A 15925-nucleotide genomic window follows, 5' to 3' on the forward strand; every position below is an offset into this window, starting at 1 on the left:
TGATGGCCGACCAGGGACCGAACCCGTTTGTGGTGGACATTGAGAAGGCGACGCTGGACAACGAGGCGTTCCGCGACACGCTGTGGACCGGCAAGAACCTGCAGCTGACCGTGATGACCATCCCGGTCGGCGGCGAAATCGGCGCCGAGATCCACGACGACCACGACCAGTTCCTCCGCCTCGAAGAGGGCGAGCTGCGCGCGCAGATCGGCCCGTCCGAGGACAACCTCGAAGTAGACGAAGTGATCAAGGCCGACTGGGCCGCGTTCGTGCCGGCCGGCAAGTGGCACAACTTCGTCAACGAATCCGACGCACCGGCGAAGCTGTACTCCATCTACGCCCCGCCGGAGCACGCCCCCGGCACCCGCCACGAGACCAAAGCGGAGGCCGACAACGACCCGCAGGAGACCGACGCGGTCTAGACGCAACGCAGGTCACAGCCCGGAAACGAACGTGTCGTTTCCGGGCTTTTCCGAACGCCTCCTCAGCGCCGTTTCAGGTGCTAGAGTGCTCGATGGTTCTGAAATGTCTAACCAACATCTGTAGAAAAGGCGAGCCTCATGCGCACCCAGACAACCCCGAAGATCCTTATCAGCGCTGGTGTGGCTAGCGCCCTCGCACTGTCCGCCGTGGCGGTGCCCCAGGCCCACGCAGAGTCGAGCGTGTCCAGCCTGTCTTCCTCCTCTGGCACCCCCGCGAAGAAGAAGCGCGAAAAGAAGCCCTGGGTGCCCGTGGAGCCGCCGAAGAAGACCGCGTCGAAGCCGCTGCGTCTGCCCAACGGCACCACCATCCAGGTCATGGACGACGTGCTGGGCAAATACTCCGCCCACACCGGCTTCCGCTCCGGCGACCTGGGCGCAATGGCGCCGATGGGCAACGGCGAGTTCGCCATGATCTTCGGCGACTCCTTCCGCGGCAACTTCGGCCAAGGGTGGATGAGCCCCGTCGGCGTGGTGGCCAAGATGGACGAGGACGGCTTTATCAAGATCCTCCGCCCCATCGACAACACCTCCGAGGTCAGCGACATGATCTCGTACCACCGCATCAACGACAGCACCCTGATCCCATCCGACGTGATCAACGTCGACGGCACGCTGTACCTCCACGGAACGTTCCACGCCCCCTTCGGCACCGTCGTGTCCTCCAACGTGTGGAGGTCCGACGACGGCGGCAAAACCTGGAAGGAAATCAGCTCCACCCCCGGTAACCACATGCGCGGTATGACGCAGCTGATCAGCTGGGACAATGGTCCGGACGGCTACATCTACGCCACCTCCACCAAGTTCGGCCGCGAATCGCCCGTGTACCTGTGGCGCTTCAAGCCGGAAGACATTGACAAACCGGGCAACTGGGAGGGCTACAGCGCCCAGATCGACGACTGGTCCAACCACGCCGAGCCGATCCTGAAGAACAACGTGAAGGCTGGAGAGATGTGCCTGCGCTACATCGACGGCCACTGGGTCCTGGTCATGTTCAACGAGGACTCGCAGGACGTCGAGGTGCGCATCTCCGAGACCCTGGGGCGCAACTGGGACAACGTGCGCGTGGCCAAGATCGCGCGGAACGGGTCCTGGGACAACGAGCAGACCCCGCTGAACTGGTCGCAGCCCTACGGCGGCTACATCGTGCCGGGCTCGCACCTGGACGACATGGACATTGTCGTCTCCCAGTGGAAGACCTCCGACAACAGCCGCTACACCGCCACCCAGTTCAACGTGAAGGGGCTGGACAAGGTCTACGGCATCGACGCGGACGAGGTGCGCGAGGAGCCGGAGGTCACGGTGGTCAAGCAGGGCTCCGAGACCACCGCGGACATGGAGGCCGAGGACAACCTGGTCAACGACAAGCCGGAGCTGTTCATGTCCTCCGAGGACAGCGAGGCGCTGGGCACCCTGCGCACCGTCGGCATCATCCTGGGCGTACTGGCGACCGTTGGCGCCATCGGTGCCGTGACGCTGCCGATGTATCGGGACATGCTGCCGGAGCCGATCCAGCAGATGCTGCCGATCTAGGCCTTCCGGTAGGCCCCAACAAAGCCCAGTATCATCTCCCCGGTGCAGGAAACCTCAACTCGCTCACCGTGGCCGGCCTTGTGGTCGATGATGCTGGGCTTTTTCATGATCTTGGTGGATTCCACCATCGTTTCGGTGGCGATTCCCGCCATCTCGGAAGGCCTCGGCGCCTCCTATAACGAGGTCATCTGGGTCAACTCCGCGTACCTTTTGGCGTACGCGGTACCGCTATTGATCACCGGGCGCCTCGGCGACCGTTTCGGGCCCCGCAGCATCTACCTGATCGGCCTGGCGCTGTTCACCGCCTCGTCGCTTGCATGCGGCTTGGCGACGTCGTCTGCCGCGCTCATCGCCGCGCGCGCGTTCCAGGGCCTGGGCGGGGCGATGGTCACCCCGCAAACCATGTCGGTGATGATCCGCACGTTCTCCCCGAAGGAGCGCGGCGGCGCGATGGGCGTGTGGGGCGCCACGGCGGGGCTTGCCACCGTGACGGGTCCGCTGTTGGGCGGTGTGCTTGTCGACGCCTCCGGTTGGCCCTGGATCTTCTTCGTCAACGTCCCCGTCGGTGTGCTCGGGCTGATCCTGGCGTGGATCTACGTGCCGCGCCTGGAGAGGACGAACCGGCACTTCGACTGGATGGGCGTGGGTTTGAGCTCCGTGAGCATGTTCTGCCTGGTCTTTGGCATCCAGGAGGCGGAGAACTTCAACTGGGACTGGCGCGTGTGGGCGCTGGTGCTCTTCGGGGCGGCCACGATGGTGCTGTTCTTCCGCTGGCAGGCCCGGCAGGGCGACAGCGCGCTGGTGCCGTTGGCGCTGTTCAGCGACCGCAACTTTTCGCTCGCCGGCGCCACCATCTCCACGGTGGGTTTTGCCATCTCCACCTACATCATCCCGTGGATGATCTACGTGCAGACGGTGCAGGGCTTCACCCCCACCGAGGCGGCGCTGCTAGTTCTGCCGTCGGGCGTGATCTCCGGGCTGCTGTCGCCGTGGGTCGGCAAGCTGACCAACGCGCACGACCCGAAGCCCTTCGCGATCACCGGCCTGACCCTGGCGGCGGCGTCCATGGGCGCCTCCGCGCTGATCACCACCCCGGCAGTGGACCCGCGCTGGATGTACGCCGTCGCTGTGGTCTACGGCGTGGCCAACTCCCTGATGTGGGGCCCGCTGTCCATGATCGCCACCCGCAACCTGGACCCGCGCCTGGCCGGCGCCGGCTCGAGCGTGTACAACACCACCCGCCAGATCGGCGCGGTGATCGGCTCGGCGGCGATCGCGGCGATGATGTCGGCGCAGCTCGCCGCAAAGCTTGGCGACGGCACCGGCGCCGGCAACATGGCCAACACTGGCCAGACCACGGGCCCGCTCCCGGAGGCGCTGCACGAGCCGTTCGCGCTGGCGATGGGCAACTCGATCTGGCTGCCGTGCGCCGTCATCGCCGCCGGCGCCGTCGCCGCGTGTTTCTTCGCGCGGACGAAGTCCTGGAACGATTAGGACAGCATTTTAGCGGCCTCAGAGTTGGATGCGGATGCGTTCCCACTCACCGAATTCATCGATGTTGTAAATCACCCGATCTGAGTGCATCCGGTCGTCCCAGATATAGGTGAACTCGAAATGATAAGGCTTGACGCACCACACGTTGAGCCGCTCGCCGCCGAAATCGCGCGACGTTGTGCCACGCACGCGCACCGCCCGTCGCAGCGGCTGCCACCAAAATACCAGCGACGCCAAATCAGTCTTTTCGAGCTGCTCAACTTTGGCCGTACGGGTCGCGGTGCCGAAGTGGAAGCCTTTCTCGTCGAGAGAAATGATGTCGACGATGCGCGCATCAGGCCGGGATTTCTCGTCCACAGTGGCTATAGTGACTGCCGTGGGGTCTCCCACGTTGTGTTCCACCGCATCTTTGAACCACTGGGCGAAGAGTTCGTTGGGGTCGCGAGGAAGTGGGCTCAAGTCGACCTCTGAAAGCGAGGCGTGCGACTTCGGCAGCTCACTGATATAGTCCTGCGACAAATACACCATATGACGATTCTACCAACCCCGCCTACCCCCAGCGGCGGTTCCGGGTGCGATACCGGCCACACAACAGGTATGCATACTCCCATGTCCAACCGGAGGCGGAAACCGCGCGCGCCGAAGAAACGCATCGAGGGCACTTACCCCATCGACACCGGCACCGCCACCATCGTTGCGGACCCGGACCGCGACGGCGCATACGTGTTGGAGGTCAACCAGGTGCCGTCATCGTACGTCGTGCCCGGCGCGCCGGAGGTGCTTAGCTACGACTACATGGAGTGGATCGCGGACTTCATCGAGGCCGCTGAACTGCCGGAGCCGTTTGCCGCGGTGCACCTGGGCGCGGCCGGCTGCGCGCTGCCCAGCTACGTGCAGCACCGGTGGGACAGCCGCAACATCGCCGTCGAGCTGGACCGCGGGTTAGCCCGCCTGGTGCGCGAGGCGTTCGACCCGCCCGTAGAAATCGCGGTGGTGGAAGCCCGCGCGTTCACCCACGCGCTCGCGCCGGGCTCGGTGGACGTGATCGTGCGCGACGTCTTCGCCGGCCCCGACACTCCCCGCCCGCTGACCACGGTGGAGTTTTACCGGGCGGCGCACCGCGCGCTGTCTCCGGGCGGGTTGTTCGTGGCCAACGTCGGCGATGTGGCCGGCCTGCCGCGCACCCGCTCCACGCTTGCCGGGCTACAGCAGGTCTTCGCCCACACCGCGGTCACATACGCCGGCCGCGGTTACGGCAACGTCGTCGTCGCCGCGAGCGACAATCCGCTCGCCGGCACACAATTGCCTATCGACGGCGCTTCGCCCGTCCACGACTAGAACTCGAATTCAGTGCCCAAACTCGGCTGGTAGAACACCGCCCGCTCCGCGGTCAGCTCCTTGAAGTGCGGGGAGGTGACCTCCTGCAGCGCGGCTATATAGTCCGGCACGATGCGTTTAGGCAGGCGCAGCCCCATGGTCAGGTGCGGGATCCAGCGCTCGCCGCGGCCCTCCGGGTTCGCGGCGCTGACGGCACGGGCCGCGCGCTCGAGATCCTCCGGTGCCTCGAGCAGCCAGGCCACGGTCTGTTTGGACTTGGTGCCGAAGATGGCGACACCGGAACGTCGTAAAGCTGCAGGCAACACGGGCGGCAAAAGGTCGCTCGCCGCGGCGATGGCGCGGCGGTGCATGGCGGGCGCGAAAGTGACGGAGATGTGCGGGCGCTGGTGCTGCTGCGGAAAGCCGCGCTCGGCGAGCTCGGCGTAGATCGCGCGGACAGCCTGCTCCTCCGCCTCGGGCAGGCGCAACAGAATGTTCTCAGGCGACACGGTCTCCTCCTCACACTTCCCATCGGACCTGGCCGGGGTCCTTGTCCTCGCGCCAGCCCCTCCAGGATGCCTGGCGCACTTTGTTATCCGTGGTCGCGCCCGCGAGCTGCACCTCGGCGACGAACTTCGGGGTCACCCACCAGGCGTCCTTCGCGTCGGAGGCGGGGATGTCGATGGGCGGGGTTTTGCGCTCCACGCGGCGCAGCGTGCGGCCGATCTCTGCGAGCTGGGCGTCGGAAAACCCGGTGCCCACACGGCCCGCGTAGCGCAGCTCGCCCGCCTCGTCAGGCACCGCAACCAACAGGGATGCGATGCCGCGCTTGCCGGTACGCACGCCGACGACCACCACCTCCTGGTGCAGGGCACGCTTGACCTTCAGCCACGCGCGGGAGCGCTCCCCCGGCGCGTAGGCGGCGTCGGTGCGCTTGGCCACCACGCCCTCCAGACCGAGCTCTTCGGCGGCGCGCCAAGCGGTGTCGAAAGAGCCGGTGTAGGCGGGCGGGATGACCACGTGCTCGGTCTCGGTGAGTTGCTCGAGCAGCTCGCGGCGGACGTTCCAGGGCTCGCCGGTGAGGTCGCGCCCGGCAAGGCGCAGCACGTCGAAGACCATGTAGCGCAGGTTGGCCCCTTTGTCGCGAGTGCCGTGTTGGTCGGCGTGGTGCAGGGCTGAGAAGTCCGGTTTTCCGTCGGTATCGAGGGCGAGGAGTTCGCCGTCGACGCGGCCGCCGTCGACAAGCAATTGTGCGAGCTCGTCCGTGTGCGGGAACAGGTGCGTGTAGTCCTTGCCGCTGCGGCTGCGCAGGCGGACCGCGTCGCCGACATCCGCGAGGATGCGGTAACCGTCCCACTTCATCTCGTAGGCGAACTCGGCGCCGTCTTTTTGCTCGAGGGTGATCTCACCGCGGGTGGCGGCGGTGGGCAGCATCGGCGCGAACGGCGTTGTGGTGGGCGCGGCGCTGGGCTGGTCACGGGTGAGCTTGAGCAGCCAGTGTTTCTCGTCTGTGCGGATCAGCGCGAAGCGGCGCGGGATGCCGCCCAAACCGCCGCCGTCGCGTCCGCGGAGGACGGCGATGATTTCGCGGTCGCGCCACTTTTCAATCTCGCAGGTGCCGATGTCCCAGATTTTCACTGTGCCCGCGCCGTACTGGCCCTTCGGGATGGTGCCCTCGAACTCGGCGTATTCGATCGGGTGGTCCTCGGTCTGCACGGCGAGGCGGTTGACGTCGGTGTCCAGCGGTGGCCCCTTCGGCACCGCCCAGGAGACGAGCACCCCGTCGTGCTCCAGGCGGAAATCCCAGTGCAGGTGGGAGGCGTCGTGCTCGCCGATGACGAAGATCGGCTCGCCGTCGCGCGGGGCCGGGGCGGCGTCGGGCACCGGTTCGCCGGTTTTGGTTTTGTCGCGCATGGCGCGGTACGTGGCCAGCCGGTCCTCCCCCGGCGCGCCGAGGGCCGCAATGGGGTCGAGCCCGTCCTCCACCCGCGCGATGACCTCGTCGAGCTCCAGCTGCCGCAGCGCCGGGTCCGCGATCTCCTCCCACGTGCGCGGCGCCGCCACGGTGGGGCGCTCGCGCCCGCGCAGCGAGTACGGGCTGACGGTGGTTTTCTTCCCGTTGTTCTGGCTCCAGTCGATGAACACCCGCCCTTTGCGCTCGGCCTTCGCCATGACGGCGGTGACGCGGTCCGGGTACGCGCGCTGCAGGTGCTGCGCAAGGGTCTTGGCCACCTTGGTCACAGCAATGGCGTCACTGGTGCCGTCCAGGCTGGCATACAGGTGGATGCCTTTGGACCCCGAGGTCACCGGCACGCAGGTCAGCCCCATGTCTTCGAGGATCTCGTGGCACATCAGCGCCACCTCGGCGGTGTCTCGCAGTTCGGCGCCGGGGCCCGGGTCGAGATCCAGCACCAACCGGTCCGGGTTTTGCGGTTTGCCGTCCGCGCCGAAGCGCCACTGCGGGGTGTGCAGCTCGAGTGCCGCGACTTGGGAAAGCCACGCGAGGGTGGCGGAGCCGTCGATAAGCGGATACGCGTTGACGCTCGTGGTGTGCTGGATGGTGCCGGTGGGCACCCACGAGGGCGCGGAATCCTCGAGGTCTTTGCGAAAGAAGCTTTGCTTATCGACGCCTTCGGGCCACCTCTTCCTGGTCACCGGACGCCGCCTGACCTGCGGAACGAGTACGTCGGCGACCACCTGGTAATAGCGCATGACATCGGCTTTGGTCGTGCCGGTGGCCGGGTAGAGCACCTTGTCCAGGTTGCTCACGGTGAGCTCGCGGCCGCCGACGCGGACCTTCTGGTCGTTCGCCATGGCCCCACTGTAGAGGCGTGCGTAGAGTGAGGCGCATGCGCGCAGTATGGACAGGTTCTGTCACATTCGGCCTCGTCAACGTCCCCGTCAAAGCGTACGGGGCGACCGAGGACCACGACTTGTCATTCCACCAAGTCCACGACAAAGACGGCGGGCGCATCCGCTACGAGCGGCGCTGCGAGGTCTGCGGCGAAAAGGTGGAGTACAAGCACATCGACAAAGCCTTTGAGGAAGACGGCGACACCGTCGTGCTCACCGACGAAGACTTCGACTCCCTGCCCGAAGCCGACAACGACGAAATCGAGGTCGTGCAGTTCGTCCCCGCGGACCAGATCGACCCGCTGATGCTGGAGAAGTCCTACTACCTGGCGCCCGAGGGCAAAACCCCGAAGTCGTACCTGCTGCTGCGGCAGACGCTTCAGGATTCGGATCTGATCGCCGTGGTGCGCTTCGCCCTGCGGCAAAAGACCAGGTTGGGCGTGCTGCGGGTGGTGAACAAGGTCATCGTGCTGCAGGGGCTGATGTGGGCCGACGAGGTACGCGAGCTCGACTTCGACGACGAGTTCAAGGGCACGAAATCCCGGGCGAAGATCGGCGAGAAGGAGCTGAAGCTGTCCAAGCAGCTGGTGGAGTCCTACGCCTCCGACTTCACGCCCGAAGAGTTCGAGGACGACTACCAGGCGGAGCTGCGCAAACTCATCGACGCGAAATTCGAAGAGGGCGAGACCCTGGACACCGAGGCAACGTTCGGTGCGGATGGTTCGGAGGACGGTTCCGGTTCCGAGGACGACGACAACGTGGTGGACCTGATGTCCGCGCTGAAGGCGTCGCTGGACAAGCGGTCCTCCGGCGGCGGGAAGTCTGGGAAGAAATCTGGGTCCGGGAAGAAATCCGCAAAGAAGGGCAAGAGCGCTTAAGTCCGAGCCCCCGCCTCCCCCCGTGACAGTTGACACTCAGCTTAGGCTTACCTTAGTGTCGCTATAGTTCCTGCAATTTAGCTTAGGCTAACGTCACCTAACGAAGGGAAACGTAGTGAAACGTTCACACCGGATCGGCACCCTCGCCGTCTCACTTGCCACCGTCTGCGGACTGGTCGCCTGCTCGAGCGGCGAGACGGCCCCCACTGCCGGCAACGAAACCGGCACTGAGGTCAGCGCCGAAGTCAGCACAGAGGCGGGCGGCACCGCTGCCAGAACTCAGACCCGATCCGCCGAGGGCGCGGTCACCGTCACCGATGCCGCCGGCCGCACGCTCCAGTTCGACGAACTGCCGGAGCGCATCGTGCTGGCGGAGGGCCGCGCGGCGTACGCCACTGCCCTGCTGCAGGACAATCCGCTGGACAACGTCGTCGCCTACGGCCAGGACTTGGAAAAGGCGGCCGGGGCATTCCGCGAGAAACTCTTCGAGATGCAGCCAGAAGCGAAGGACATGCCGGAGATCGGCATGATCCAGGAGGGCGACGTCACCGTGGAGAACCTGCTGGCGCAGAAGCCGGACGTGGTGATCATGACGCTGGACCAGAAGAAGTCCGTGGAAGAAAGCGGCTTCATCTCCGATTTGGACGCGGCCGGCATCACCTACGCGTTCATCGATTTCCGTCAAAAGCCGCTGGAAAACACCACGGTGTCCATGCAGCTGCTGGGCGACCTGCTCGGCCAGAGCGAGCGTGCGCAGAAGTACAACGAGTTCTACCAGGCCAAGGTCAAGGAGATCACTGACCGGGCGGCGAAGATCACTGATAAGCCGGATGTGTTGCTGTGGACGGCCGCCGGGTTCAGCGATTGCTGCGCCGTCGCCGGAGATGTGCACCTGGGCACGCTGATCACCGCCGCTGGCGGGCACAACTTGGGCCCCGAGGTGCTCGGCCCGGAGACGAAGACACTCACCCCGGAGAAGCTGGTTGAGCTGAATCCGGACAAGCTCATCGTCACCGGCGGCGAGTGGGCGCGCGACCCGAACAAGGCGGACACCTTCCGCCACGTTGAGCTGGGCTACCAGTCCAACCCCGACCTCGTGCTCGAAACGTGCGAAGGCCCGCTGCAGCAACCGGGCATGGAGCTTCTCGACGCCCCAAAGGAAGGCAACTACTTCGCCATCTACCACCAGTTCTACGACAACCCCTTCAACGTGTTCGCCCTCGAGGCGTTTGCGAAGTGGCTGCACCCGGAGGAGTTCGCGGACCTGGACCCGGCGCAGGACTTCAAGGACTTCCACAAGGAGTGGCTGCCGTTCGAGTACAGCGGCGTGTTCTTCGCCGACCCGGCGCACCCGGAGGCCATGTAGAGCATGACCACGCACGTGCCCGCGAAACCCGATTTGGCCGAGGACGCCCGCCAGACCGCGATTGACAGCTACCTCAAGCGCGGGCGGAAGAAGTCCTTCGCCATTGCCGGCCTGCTGGTCGCGGTAGTGGTGAGTTTCCTGTTCGCCGTTGTGGTCGGCCCGATCGACATCGCCGCGACCGACGTATTTAACGCGGTGTTCCACCCGGAGCGGGTGGACGAGCAGACCCTGGTGGTGATTCGCACGCTGCGCCTGCCGGCCGCGGTGATGGCGGTGCTGTGCGGTGCCGCGCTGGGGCTTGCGGGCGGCCAGATGCAGACGATTTTGGACAACCCGCTGGCGGAGCCGTTCACCCTCGGTATCTCGGCCGCAGCGGCGTTCGGCGCCGCGCTGTCCATCGTGATGGGCTGGTCGCTGGTGGCCAACCCGCAGTTCAACCTCGCCGCCACCGCCGCGCTGGCGGCGCTGATCGCCGTGGCGATTGTGGCGGGCGCTTCAGTGTGGCGCGGTGCCACGGCCGAGTCGATGATCCTGCTCGGCATCGCACTGTCCTTCTTCTTCCAGGCCTTGCTGTCGCTGCTGCAGTACGGCGCCAACGTCGAGGCGCTACAGCAGATCGTCTTCTGGACTATGGGGTCGATGCAGCGCGCAAATTGGACAGCGAACATCATCCTCGCTGTTGTCCTCGCTGCGGCGATCCCGTTCTGCGTGGCCAACGCGTGGCGCCTGACCGCGCTGCGGCTTGGCGACGACCGCGCCGCCGCCCTCGGCATCGACGTCAAACGCCTGCGCCTTGCCACCCTGCTCGTCGCATCGTTTTTGGCGGCCGCGTCTGTGGCGTTTACCGGCATCATCGGGTTCATCGGGCTCGTCGGACCCCACGTGGCGCGCATGCTCGTGGGCGAGGACCAGAAGTTTTTCCTCCCCGCCGCGGCCGCCGCGGGCGCGATGCTGCTGAGCCTGGCGTACGCCGTGTCGCTGTCTATCATCCCCGGCCTGGCCATCCCGATCGGCATCATCACCTCGCTGGTCGGCGTGCCGTTTTTCGTGTTCCTCATCTTCACCCGTGCCCGCCGGAAGGGGGCCTAAAACCATGACTGTTAGCGCGCAGAACCTCTCCGTTTCCTACGGACGGTCCACCATCGTGCACTCGTTGTCGTTCGGCCCGCTCGAGGGCGGGACGGTCGTCGGCCTGATCGGCCCCAATGCCGCCGGCAAGTCGACGCTGGTCAAAGCCATCGCCGGGATTAAAAAGCCGACGGCGGGGTCGGTGACCATCAGCAAGGGCGGCACGGAGCTCACCGGCAGGGACCGCGTGGAGGCGATCGGCTATGTGCCGCAGGACCTGTTGAGCAGCGCCACGCTGACCGCGTTCGAATCGGTCATGGTCTCCGCCCGCCGCCGCGGCGTCGACGGGTGGGATCCGCTGGAGCGCACCGCCGATGTCATGCACCGTTTGGGTATCACGCATCTGTCCGACCGGCTGGTCTCGGACATGTCGGGTGGTCAGCGCCAGCTCGTCGCTGTTGCGCAGATGCTGGTGCGCGAGCCGAGCGTCATGCTTCTCGACGAACCCACGTCCGCCCTCGACCTACGCCACCAAGTCGAACTGCTCCAGCTCATCTGCGACGAGGTCCGCGGGACCGACCGGGTGGCGCTGGTGGCCATCCACGACCTCAACCTCGCCGCCCGCTACTGCGACGAGCTACTCGTGCTCAAGGCCGGCCGCCTCGTCGGCCAAGACACACCCCATGCGGTGCTCACTCCCGACCTGCTCGAAGACGTGTACGGCTTCCGCGCCCGCGTCCTAGACGACGCCGGTGTGCCCGTGGTCTGCCCCGTGTAGGGAGGACAAGTGGGGTGTGGCTAGCCCCACTGCGGGTTGTCCACGTCCACACCTTCAGCCGCCGCGTGGGCGGTGACCAGCTCGAGCAGGTAATCCTGCGCGCCGTTGTACGCCTCGTGGAAGCGGGGGTCGCCAACGTACATGCGCGCGAGGATGAGTTGGCGCGCCGGGGTGACGTCGTACCACTGGGCGATGCTGGCGCGGTGGCGCTCCACCAAGGCTTCGGCTTCTTCGGAGCCGGGTTCCACGCCGGCGTCACGGGCTTTGACCAGGTCCGCGGCGAGCGCGTCCTGTTCATCCTTGAGGCGCTTGAAGTCGCCTTCACCCATCTGCGCGAGCTTCTCCTGGGACTGCGCCCACTCCGGGGTATCACCCCAGCGCTGCTCGGCTTCTTCCTGGTAGGCGGGCATATCCTCGCCGAGGTACTTCTTCATTGCGTCCATGTTGATGGTTCCTTTCGTTGCGTTGTCAATGAGGTGCTGGACAGATGCGAGCTGGGCGTCGAGCGTGCGCCGTCGAGAAGCGAGTGCTTCCTGGTGGTGTTTGAGAGCGCGGGTGAGGGTGGCCCCGGAGGCGTCGAGAAGCTGCGCGATCTGCGCAAGCGGCACGCCAACGCCGCGGTAGAGGGCGATGGCCGCGCCGCGCTCGAGGTCCGCCTCGCTGTAAACGCGGTGGTCGGCCCACGTGCGCGCGGGTGCGATGAGGCCGAGCGCCTCCCAGTGGCGCAGTGCCTTGGTGGAAATGCCGAGGGCTTCTGCGGCCTCGCCGATTGTGTACTCGTTACCATCTGTCATGGTTGCGATTGAACAGCTTGCCGCAGGGGCAAGCGCAAGTTGGGAGCGATGATGGACGAAATCCGCGTGGGCGATGCCGAGCGTTCGGACGCGCTGGACCGGCTGGGCACCCTGTTCGCGGACGGCTACCTCGATGTAGGAGAGTTTGAGGAACGCACAGGTCAGGCGGCGGTTGCGCGCACGCGCGGGGAGCTTTCGATGCTTTTCGACGACCTCCCGGCCGAGCCCGCCGCATTGGAGAAGCGCGAGCCGTCCGAGGTTGAACTGGAGGAAAAGCTCGCCGCGAAGCGGAAGCTGGACACCGCGACATACACCACCCTCATCGGCGGTTTGGCGGTATTTTTCGTGCTGCAGATCGGGCTCGATCTCGACTACGCCTGGGTGGTGTGGCCGGTGGTGGGCATTCTGGTGGTCGCTTGGTACGCCGTCTTCGACATCTCCGACGAGGAAGACGAGGTCCTCGAGGAACTGCTGGAGAAGGAGCGTGCTGATCGCGCCGAGCGGCTGAAACTCGCCGCCGAACGCCGCAAGGAGCTTGGGAAATAGCCGAGAGTTTCCTGCGCCCGCCGGTTAGAGTGGGTACATGCGTTTTCGTCGTGCGTTCGCGCTTGTTGTAGCTGGTTCTGTTGGGGTGGTTTCGGGTTGCGCCGGGGGTGGCGAGCCCGAGACCGTGGTGGTCACGTCCACGCAGTGGGTGGACCCGGAAACCGGCGAGGCCACTGACACGGAGGATCCCGCCGCGCCTGAGAGGGATGCGGGGTCCGAGGGGCCCTCGCTTGGCACAGATTGGCAAAGCGAGTACGAATGGGTCCTCTCCCACCCTGGCGACTATGCAGTGAATTCCGCGGCGCAGTACACCCCGGACGGCACCTACGAGTACGCGCTGGTTGAGGCCACTGGTGGCGGCACGCCCGAACTCCTACTCGCGGTCGGCGGCAGCGACACCACGCCGGTGATCGTGTTCACCATCGGCGAGGACGGCAAGGCCCGCGCGTCCACGGACGTGCTCGTGATGGGCGCACCCGGCAATGGTGGCGGCCGGTTGGCGGTGTGGGCGTCCGCGGGTGGCAGGGGCGTGTATCAGATCAGCGGTTCGTCGCTGGGCAAGGAATCCGTTTCTGAGCTGTTCGCGTTGAACGGCACGTCGTTAAGCGGGGGCGCTCAAGAGACCTTCCCCAGCGAAGGGCACCTCCCGGACCACCAGCTCATCGATTGGATTCCGGTGAGCAACCCGCAGCCGCTTCACGACGGCAACCTCACGGTGCTTCCACCCTCCGGCGAGAGTGCGAGCGGAAGCGTCGCTGCTGCGGAGGAGGGACCGGCGGTTGTTGCCGCAAATGGTGACGCAGTTTTCACCGGAAACGTGGAAGCGTGGTCGACCGAACAGGCGCGACAAGGACGTCCCACGCCGAATGATGAAGACCCGGACAACGTATACTACGTGCTGGTCTTCGATTCCCCCGTGAGCGTCACGGCGAACAAGGCCGGAAGCCAGGTGGCACAGGAAAGTCCGTTCGCCCGCCTCGGGTCCGTGCAGCACTGGGATTTCGGAACCTCAGATCACACCAACGGCTGGGACCAGTACGTGGGAAAACGGGTGCGGCTGCATGTTCCTGCGGGCGACTTCGGTTACTCGTCCGATGCAAGCCTCCCCTTTGGCAGTCAGCTCGGCCTCTCTCCAAGTGATATTGAAGTGCTAAATTAATCCCCCTTTCGAACAGATGTTCTAATTTCGAATGGCCGTGTCGGGCGCGTTGTTAGATTGAGTTCATCACTTTCAAACAACCGCACTCCCGGCAGGAAGGAGGGGCCATGACCAGCGAGATCACCCGGTGCGTCAACGAGATTTCTTCAGCGCTGCGCACACTTAGCGCACTGTTCGAGGACCCCTCCGCCCTCGCATTTGAGGACGTCCGGCACGACATGGAGCGCTTGGAGGAGCAGTTTAAAAAGAAGGCAACTATCGACGCAGCATTCGCCTTCATCGCCGACCGGGACGATGCCGGACGTGTCGTCGGAGCCAACTACCCGAACGCCTACCTGCAGCAGTGCCTGGACCTATCCAAGGGCGAGGCCTACAACCGCCTCGAGCGCGGCCGGCTACTGTACGGCGCGCCACCGGAGCCCACCCCTCCCCCGCCCGAGGACGTGGAAGACCTGTTCGACATGACCGGGGAGGATGCCGAGGCCGAAGCCCAGGCCGCCGCGGAGGCTGCCGCCGAGGAGGAACGCGCCCGCCAGAAGAAAGCACGCGAGAACTCGTCGAAGGTCAGCGCGGAAAAGCAGGACATTATCCGCCGCGAGCTGGACAAACTGCTCAAGGCCGCGTCCTGCGAGCGAACCCGCATTCATTCTGAGGCTATGGAGGAAGCACTGCACCGCAGCCCCGAGGACCTGCGCCTGTTCGTGCGCAAGGCGGTAAACGCGGCGAACCGGAAGCACGCGCCCCACTCCAACCCGAACGCCGGGTTTGAAAAGAGGAGTGCCACCTTTGGCCGTCGCAAGGCAGACGGCATGGTGGACATCCACATCAACGCCACCGCCGGCCACGCGGCGCTAATGAAGGCGCACATGGACAAAGGGCTGGCGCCGAATTCGAACCTGCCGGAGGAACTGCAGGGCGAGGCGGATTCACGCACACCGGAGCAACGCCGATTCGATCAGTTCTTCGCCATCTTTGAGCAGTACGAGGAGAAGTGCCAGAAGGCTAACGACGGGGCCGCGTCCGTCGTGCTTGCGCTGACGTTGGACGACCTCGCGGACGGCGACGCCGCGATGCTCTTCGACACCAACACCGGCATCGAGGTGGACTGCTTCGACCTCGTTCGCCTGGGCATGGACGGTACAACCGACTTCCTGCTGCAAGTCGACGGGGTCAGCTCCGTGCCGCTGTGGATGGGACGCACCAGCCGGCTGGCGTCGGTGGCCCAGCGCATCGCAATGTTTGCGGTGCAAGGGGTCTGCTCCTGGCTCGGGTGCACCGCAGCCATGTCGGAGTGCGAGGCCCACCACATCCTCGCGTGGATCAAAGGCGGAAACACCGACATCGAAAACCTCACCGGGCTATGTCGCGAGCACCACAGGTGCAACAACGACCACAGAGACGGCTCCTTTAACAAGGGGTACATGGATTTCGACCCGCAAACGGGCAGGTCAGGGTTCCGGCGGCGTCCAAGCGACCCGTTGCAATTTAACCAATCAGTCCCGGCGAAACATTCGGCGGTGAGCAGGATTTATGCCGCTAAAGGCAGATGCGAGTGCGCCAAACACACTGGCCGCGACCCCGCGTTCTACCCGCCCGACCACCCACCGATGAAAGACACTTGGACACCGATGCGAGTGTGATTGCGTCGGGCGTAGCGTGG

15 protein-coding genes are annotated in these 15925 nt (G+C 65.4%); 11 read left to right on the forward strand and 4 right to left on the reverse strand.

The genetic code is table 11. The features are described 5' to 3' along the window. Positions 1–2 precede the first annotated feature (2 nt). The 3 genes from ACF3NP_RS05745 to ACF3NP_RS05755 all read left to right on the forward strand — a co-directional run bounded on the left by ACF3NP_RS05745 (position 3) and on the right by ACF3NP_RS05755 (position 3506). On the forward strand, positions 3–422 hold the full coding sequence (locus ACF3NP_RS05745; protein WP_181888149.1) for a cupin domain-containing protein: 420 nt from the start codon (positions 3–5) through the stop codon (positions 420–422). Positions 423–560: 138 nt separating this feature from the next. Next, entirely contained in the window at positions 561–2012 is a 1452-nt protein-coding gene (locus tag ACF3NP_RS05750) for a DUF4185 domain-containing protein (protein ID WP_392399081.1), read from the forward strand. A 42-nt stretch (positions 2013–2054) separates the two neighbouring features. Further along, on the forward strand, positions 2055–3506 hold the full coding sequence (locus ACF3NP_RS05755; RefSeq protein WP_392399082.1) for a DHA2 family efflux MFS transporter permease subunit: 1452 nt from the start codon (positions 2055–2057) through the stop codon (positions 3504–3506). Between the two features lie 18 nt (positions 3507–3524). Here the strand turns inward: ACF3NP_RS05755 and ACF3NP_RS05760 are convergent, their stop codons facing one another. Then, positions 3525–4034 (reverse strand): pyridoxamine 5'-phosphate oxidase family protein, encoded by a 510-nt coding sequence (locus ACF3NP_RS05760; RefSeq protein WP_181888147.1) that lies wholly within the window; start codon positions 4032–4034, stop codon positions 3525–3527. A gap of 81 nt (positions 4035–4115) precedes the next feature. Here ACF3NP_RS05760 and ACF3NP_RS05765 point away from each other — a divergent pair, with 81 nt between their 5' ends. After that, complete coding sequence (locus tag ACF3NP_RS05765; protein WP_392399083.1) at positions 4116–4844, forward strand: spermidine synthase; 729 nt, start codon at positions 4116–4118, stop codon at positions 4842–4844. On the opposite strand, the gene ACF3NP_RS05770 is transcribed toward ACF3NP_RS05765, so the two are convergent. Continuing rightward, positions 4841–5332 (reverse strand): 2'-5' RNA ligase family protein, encoded by a 492-nt coding sequence (locus tag ACF3NP_RS05770; protein ID WP_392399084.1) that lies wholly within the window; start codon positions 5330–5332, stop codon positions 4841–4843. The genes ACF3NP_RS05765 and ACF3NP_RS05770 overlap by 4 nt on opposite strands. Before the next feature lie 10 nt (positions 5333–5342). Then, positions 5343–7637, reverse strand: coding sequence for an ATP-dependent DNA ligase (locus tag ACF3NP_RS05775; protein ID WP_392399085.1), 2295 nt, complete (start codon positions 7635–7637; stop codon positions 5343–5345). A gap of 35 nt (positions 7638–7672) precedes the next feature. On the opposite strand from ACF3NP_RS05775, the gene ku reads away from it, so the two are divergent. From ku to ACF3NP_RS05795, 4 genes are all read left to right on the forward strand, one after another. Then, positions 7673–8554, forward strand: coding sequence for a non-homologous end joining protein Ku (ku, locus tag ACF3NP_RS05780; protein WP_392399086.1), 882 nt, complete (start codon positions 7673–7675; stop codon positions 8552–8554). Between the two features lie 115 nt (positions 8555–8669). After that, on the forward strand, positions 8670–9920 hold the full coding sequence (locus tag ACF3NP_RS05785; protein ID WP_392399087.1) for an ABC transporter substrate-binding protein: 1251 nt from the start codon (positions 8670–8672) through the stop codon (positions 9918–9920). 3 nt (positions 9921–9923) lie between these two features. Beyond that, on the forward strand, positions 9924–11009 hold the full coding sequence (locus tag ACF3NP_RS05790; RefSeq protein WP_392399088.1) for a FecCD family ABC transporter permease: 1086 nt from the start codon (positions 9924–9926) through the stop codon (positions 11007–11009). Between the two features lie 4 nt (positions 11010–11013). After that, positions 11014–11766 carry an ABC transporter ATP-binding protein gene (locus ACF3NP_RS05795; protein WP_181888141.1) on the forward strand — a complete coding sequence of 251 codons (753 nt, stop codon included), beginning with the start codon at positions 11014–11016 and terminating at the stop codon, positions 11764–11766. Positions 11767–11786: 20 nt separating this feature from the next. Here ACF3NP_RS05795 and ACF3NP_RS05800 read toward each other — a convergent pair whose 3' ends face one another. After that, positions 11787–12560, reverse strand: coding sequence for a MerR family transcriptional regulator (locus tag ACF3NP_RS05800; RefSeq protein ID WP_392399089.1), 774 nt, complete (start codon positions 12558–12560; stop codon positions 11787–11789). 48 nt (positions 12561–12608) lie between these two features. Here ACF3NP_RS05800 and ACF3NP_RS05805 point away from each other — a divergent pair, with 48 nt between their 5' ends. From ACF3NP_RS05805 to ACF3NP_RS05815, 3 genes are all read left to right on the forward strand, one after another. Then, entirely contained in the window at positions 12609–13106 is a 498-nt protein-coding gene (locus ACF3NP_RS05805; protein WP_392399090.1) for a DUF1707 SHOCT-like domain-containing protein, read from the forward strand. A 37-nt stretch (positions 13107–13143) separates the two neighbouring features. Further along, positions 13144–14265 (forward strand): hypothetical protein, encoded by a 1122-nt coding sequence (locus tag ACF3NP_RS05810; RefSeq protein WP_392399091.1) that lies wholly within the window; start codon positions 13144–13146, stop codon positions 14263–14265. Positions 14266–14372: 107 nt separating this feature from the next. Next, complete coding sequence (locus tag ACF3NP_RS05815) at positions 14373–15905, forward strand: HNH endonuclease signature motif containing protein (RefSeq protein WP_392399092.1); 1533 nt, start codon at positions 14373–14375, stop codon at positions 15903–15905. Positions 15906–15925: the final 20 nt, after the last annotated feature.

The organism is Corynebacterium lehmanniae (assembly GCF_043161975.1).
GTDB classification, from domain to species: Bacteria; Actinomycetota; Actinomycetes; order Mycobacteriales; family Mycobacteriaceae; genus Corynebacterium; species Corynebacterium lehmanniae.

Excerpts from the sequence above, each read along its gene's own strand:
- ACF3NP_RS05745 (WP_181888149.1), top strand. The coding sequence starts at position 3 with ATGGCCGACCAGGGACCGAACCCGTTTGTGGTGGACATTGAGAAGGCG.
- ACF3NP_RS05750 (WP_392399081.1), top strand. The coding sequence starts at position 561 with ATGCGCACCCAGACAACCCCGAAGATCCTTATCAGCGCTGGTGTGGCT.
- ACF3NP_RS05760 (WP_181888147.1), bottom strand. The coding sequence starts at position 4,034 with ATGGTGTATTTGTCGCAGGACTATATCAGTGAGCTGCCGAAGTCGCAC.
- ACF3NP_RS05765 (WP_392399083.1), top strand. The coding sequence starts at position 4,116 with ATGTCCAACCGGAGGCGGAAACCGCGCGCGCCGAAGAAACGCATCGAG.
- ACF3NP_RS05775 (WP_392399085.1), bottom strand. The coding sequence starts at position 7,637 with ATGGCGAACGACCAGAAGGTCCGCGTCGGCGGCCGCGAGCTCACCGTG.
- ku (WP_392399086.1), top strand. The coding sequence starts at position 7,673 with ATGCGCGCAGTATGGACAGGTTCTGTCACATTCGGCCTCGTCAACGTC.
- ACF3NP_RS05790 (WP_392399088.1), top strand. The coding sequence starts at position 9,924 with ATGACCACGCACGTGCCCGCGAAACCCGATTTGGCCGAGGACGCCCGC.
- ACF3NP_RS05795 (WP_181888141.1), top strand. The coding sequence starts at position 11,014 with ATGACTGTTAGCGCGCAGAACCTCTCCGTTTCCTACGGACGGTCCACC.
- ACF3NP_RS05800 (WP_392399089.1), bottom strand. The coding sequence starts at position 12,560 with ATGACAGATGGTAACGAGTACACAATCGGCGAGGCCGCAGAAGCCCTC.
- ACF3NP_RS05805 (WP_392399090.1), top strand. The coding sequence starts at position 12,609 with ATGATGGACGAAATCCGCGTGGGCGATGCCGAGCGTTCGGACGCGCTG.
- ACF3NP_RS05810 (WP_392399091.1), top strand. The coding sequence starts at position 13,144 with ATGCGTTTTCGTCGTGCGTTCGCGCTTGTTGTAGCTGGTTCTGTTGGG.
- ACF3NP_RS05815 (WP_392399092.1), top strand. The coding sequence starts at position 14,373 with ATGACCAGCGAGATCACCCGGTGCGTCAACGAGATTTCTTCAGCGCTG.